Genomic DNA, 4,715 nt, shown 5'->3' with positions numbered 1-4,715 from the left:
GTCCGCTTTCTCGTAGACCGCGCACCGCTGCCCGATCCGGCGCAGTACAAGCGCGTCGTTTATATGTTCGACGGCAACGATCAGGATGCCTTGCAAGAAGCCCGGCAGCGCTGGCTTGAGGTCAAAAACGGCGACCACGAACTCACATACTGGGCGCAGACCGACAATGGCGGATGGGACCGGAAAGCATGACCACTGACGATATAGATCATCGCAAACAACTGCGTGCGCGTCTGGATACGCTGGAAGGTGCAAATGGTGGTGGCTGGGAAAACCGCAAAAGCTGGTTTGAGCAAGTCTACACCACTGCCGATGGCGACACCAACGAGATCCCGTGGGCCGAGCTGAAGCCAAAAGCACCGCTGGTGGAATGGCTGGAAAACAACAAGGGTGAGGGACGCACCGCGCTGGATGTGGGCTGCGGACTGGGTGATAACGCCAATGCTTTGCATGAAGCTGGCTGGGAAACCTCGGCCTTCGACGTGGCGCCCACAGCAATAGAATGGGCGCAAAAGCGCTTCCCATCTGGTGAAATCGAGTTCCGTTGTGCAGACCTGTTCAACCCGCCAGCAGATTGGGTTGGCAAATTCGATCTGGTCTACGAATGCTTTACCCTGCAGGCCATCGGCATTGAAATGCGCGGTGATGTGGTCAAACCTCTCAAAAGCCTTGTCGCACCGGGCGGCTCGCTGATCATCCTCGGGCGGTACTATGATGGCACCGGCGACCGCTCTGGCCCGCCATGGCCACTGACGGATGAAGAGATTGCAGTGTATTACGGTGACGGCTTTAAAGAGGCTTCAAGAACAACCTTCATCCAACACAAAGACGATGGCCGCAACATCCCCCACATCTGGCTGGAGCTGAAACGCAAGGGTTAGAGCCGAGTGTCAGTAGAGAACAATCAAGCGCCTCACTTCGAGCACGGAGAGAGACGTTTTATCTTCAGGGGGCAGCATGAGGATTGCAATCACTGGAACCCACGGCAGCGGCAAAACAACACTCATAGAGGACTTCGCCGATCAACACCTGAACTATGAAGCCACTCAGGAGCCTTATTGGGACCTGGCAGAGCAGGGCGTTGCACTCTCAGATGAGCCCTCCATCGCAAGCTTCACAGAGCAGCTGAACTCCAACTTGGAGAATGCAGGTTAAAATTATACTAGTCTTTTAACTTAAGAATCGAACCAGCCTCTTGGAGTTATTTGCTCGCTTAGGGGAAGCTGAAGAGTGTAAGTCGATCGCGAGTTCTATAAATTTTCGTGCGGTATTGATGTGCGATTTGCTGCAGTTTTGTGAAAAATTGAACTATAAGTACATAAATTGACTTAATAGAGATTTGGCGCCTACATTTCTTGATCATGCCGATGATCTGCTCATCCTAAAACGCGAACACCTCATATCCCACATAAATGTTAGGCAGAATCCTATCATAAAATGGAGGAAATTATGTGGAACAGGTCACAGGAAATAAACCGTATTACGCCCCGTTATCTAATATCCCTGTTGTCGTTGAGTTACGTCATCGCGCCGCGTTCTATTGAGAATTTAGTATCGTAGTCACGTAGAAGATAGAGAGTGAGAAGTCCGGCTAACATGGGCCATCCTGCGAAGAAAAGGAGGTTGGGGCTTGTGAACGGATCGAGATATCGCTCGTAAGATACAAGCGTCGATACGATATGCATGATTAAAAGAGCGCCTATTGAAAGGCGTTTCTTAAACCCGACGAGAAAGCAGATGACGATGAGCGCTTGTATTCCGCCGAGTATAAAAGAGAGAGCCTCGCTCATAGCTGAAAAGCCATAGAAAGCTTCGAAAGTCCTAGCTGTCGAGTCAGGGCTAAGGAATTTATTTAATGTCCAGAGGATGAACACAATAGATATACTCAAGCGCAAGCTAAAGAGAGACCAGATCAAAGGAAATTTAGGCACCGTGATTGTGTTCATACAAGTATACCTTTCAGTAGGTCACTAAAATACCCTGAAATCCAGAGCAACACTGATCAATCCTATGTATGCCGCCAGATCAGCAATTCAATTGCAAATAATCGACTTTTCAAGTCCTCACGGCGTTGTGACTAAGCAGGCAGGAGGTTCTGCAATCAATCCTGTGAGACGTGGCGGCACGTGCTGCTATCGCTTGCCGCCAATCGCTTTCAGGCTACGCGTTGGTTAGGTCTTGCTTCGCCATATCAAGGAGTTCTCGAAGAGTGTCTGCTGGCTCAGGACGTTTGGTGTAGTCTGGACTAATGTCAGCGTTCATGACTTTGCCTGTTTGGCTAACAATCAGGCGTGCCGGCATAGGGAGTTCCCAACTTCCATCTCCGTTAAAACTTGGTAGGTCGATACCGATCCCTCTATAAACCTTGCGCAGATCTTCAGGTAGAGAGAAAACGAGACCGAGCTTGCTGGTATAAAGACTACCAAGATCCGAAATGATATCGAAAGATAGATCTTTCTCGGTTTTGGTTTTGAGCGAAGCTGCTTGAGTTTGTGGCGAAATAATCAATATATTGGCGCCAGCTTCTTGGAACTGCTGTGAAACTTCTTCCAGAGCTTCAAGCTCTAACATGCAATAAGGGCACCACGCTCCTCGGAAAATACTGATCACCAATGGGCCGTTCTTAAGCAACTCGTTAGAGTTGACTGGTGTGCCATTCTGATTGGGCAAGGTGAAACCAGGAAGTGTATCGCCAACTTTAATAGTGCCATTCAAAATGCCTGATACCGCCAGATCTGCAGTAGCTCGGTCCATGACATCGCGAGTCTTCTGAGGCAGTTTTTTTTCGACTTGAGCTTTTAAGGTCGCAATTTTTTCATGTAAAGACATTGTAGATGTTTCCTCTACTTGGTTGAATTATGATCGGTCAAGTCAAACACTGCATGACTAAAGACTGGAAAACGGGGCTATCTTGTGACTCAATTCAAGACATGAAGATGAGAAGGACACGAGATTGATCAAGCCGATGATCGTTTCACCATTGCCTGAAAGCGAGCAAAGCGATTACTCGCGATCTGCTTATCAAGTCATATTTTCCAGTAGTGACAACGTTTGTTGGACAGTGCGACCTGAGCCTTCGGACAAATATTATTTAGTGTGCTTTGGTCCTGAATGGATCAGATGAGGGAAATATGGCAGCACTGGCACATGTGATAAACTGGGTGTTCGGTCAACGCACTATTGCTCAGGAGCAATAATCTCAGGGGATCCTGAGTTGCTGGAGCATTGTATTGCTTTTGAATGCGGTGGGTTCAAACGACTGCTTAATAAGTGAGCTTCATGAAGGGCAACTGGAAGGGGCTGTTTGAGTTTAGTATTTCTTCAAATGCTCCACGAGTGAGCGTACCCGGAAGGGAAGGAATGCACGAGATGGATATACCAAGAGGGTCTCCTGGGGGGATATCTCAAAGGGCTTGAGGACGGCAACCAAAGCACCTGACTTTAATGCGCTGGTCAGATACCCTTCAGCGAGCCTCGTGAATCCTAAACCTGCACATGCGGCAATCATCAGTGCTCGCCCATTATTGCTGGCCCAACGACCAGAAACCCGGACTTCAAACGTGTCGTCATTCCTGGCAAAGAGCCAGCGCAAGCCGGGTGTTATTAAACAAGAATGGGATACCAGATCCTCCGGCTCGTTTGGCTCTCCATGCTCTCTCAGATAATCAGGAGATGCACAAACCATCATCCGTCGGCTTCCAATCCTGCTAACTGTCAAATCAGGGTCTGATGGCATTCCATGACGAATAGCGAGGTCAAATTTTTCTCTGACCAAGTCTACAGGCCGGTCACTTATTTCAAGGTCAAGTTCAACCTCAGGGTGCGATCTGGCAAAGTCAGCAAGAGCACTGGCCACCCATGTCTCGCCAAATATTCCTCCGGCGGCTACTCGGATACGCCCCTTTACCAGGTTTTGCTGTTCAGCTAAGTCAGCTGATAGTGCGTGTATATCTGCCAATATCGCTTTTGAACGCAGGTAATATTGCTCCCCGATATCTGTTAGATTCACGCTACGCGTCGTCCGGTGCAGCAATAGCACCCCCAAGCGATTTTCAAGATTGGAAACTCGGCGGCTAATGAATGATGTCGATACATCAAGAGACTCTGCAGCTCTTTTGAAACCACCGTTTTCAACGACAGCGCAAAACTCCATCAACCCATCAAGCTCTTTCATTGTTGCTCCTGAGCAATAGTGCGTTGACCGGATAACCGATTTATCACGCGTGCCAGTACTGCCATATATTCCTTAACCGATCCATTCAGGACCACAGCGAACAACAAAAACATAAGTCGGCAAGTTGGGCCTGTCACGGCCCGGTTATCCTAAACATTCCTGAGAACTCGAATGAGCACTGCTCCCCGCAGATACTCTCACAGTTAAGAAGGTGGTGGCGTTGCCCTCTCAGACACCCTGCTATTTTGTCGATAGGTTGCTTCTGCGAGGGACGTCGCACTATGAGATCGCTTTGATTTCTAGTCTGTCGTGTTAGCGACGTAAATCTCAGCATCTTCCGGGATAAAACGATACGCCATCTGAACCGCTTTGGTCCTGCTCAACATATTGGTCGACAAGTAGATCGGTTGCGAAGGAGAAACAAAATGTTTCATGTTCAGGCCACTAAAACGGAAATGAAAAGTGTCTTATTGGAATGCCCCGTTAAGAAAGTCCCAAGTCTCGGTCCAGGGATAATTGCCGGGCTTACCGCCAGTCTAAT

At 48.7% G+C, this 4,715-nt stretch carries 4 protein-coding genes and 1 pseudogene; 3 read left to right on the top strand and 2 right to left on the bottom strand.

Annotation, left to right across the window (positions count from 1 at the left end; genetic code table 11):
• The 3 genes and pseudogenes from PPL9_RS32555 to PPL9_RS25795 all read left to right on the top strand — a co-directional run.
• Positions 1-192, top strand: a pseudogene (locus PPL9_RS32555) (DNA polymerase III subunit chi); the annotation flags it as partial.
• On the top strand, positions 189-881 hold the full coding sequence (locus PPL9_RS25800) for a methyltransferase domain-containing protein (RefSeq protein ID WP_057465373.1): 693 nt from the start codon (positions 189-191) through the stop codon (positions 879-881). The pseudogene PPL9_RS32555 and the gene PPL9_RS25800, both read left to right, overlap by 4 nt.
• 76 nt (positions 882-957) lie before the next feature.
• The gene (locus PPL9_RS25795; protein WP_057465372.1) at positions 958-1,155 is read left to right on the top strand and encodes an AAA family ATPase; all 198 of its coding nucleotides are present in this window, start codon (positions 958-960) and stop codon (positions 1,153-1,155) included.
• Positions 1,156-2,160: 1,005 nt separating this feature from the next.
• On the opposite strand, the gene PPL9_RS25785 is transcribed toward PPL9_RS25795, so the two are convergent.
• Entirely contained in the window at positions 2,161-2,829 is a 669-nt protein-coding gene (locus PPL9_RS25785) for a peroxiredoxin-like family protein (RefSeq protein ID WP_057465370.1), read from the bottom strand.
• Between the two features lie 481 nt (positions 2,830-3,310).
• A complete protein-coding gene (locus tag PPL9_RS25780; RefSeq protein ID WP_057465369.1) occupies positions 3,311-4,174 on the bottom strand; it encodes a LysR family transcriptional regulator in 864 nt (287 codons plus the stop codon).
• Positions 4,175-4,715: the final 541 nt, after the last annotated feature.

The organism is Pseudovibrio sp. POLY-S9, from assembly GCF_001431305.1.
Lineage (GTDB): Bacteria > Pseudomonadota > Alphaproteobacteria > Rhizobiales > Stappiaceae > Pseudovibrio.
Note: the sequence above shows the minus strand (reverse complement) of the source record. Positions and strands in the feature narration are given on the sequence as shown.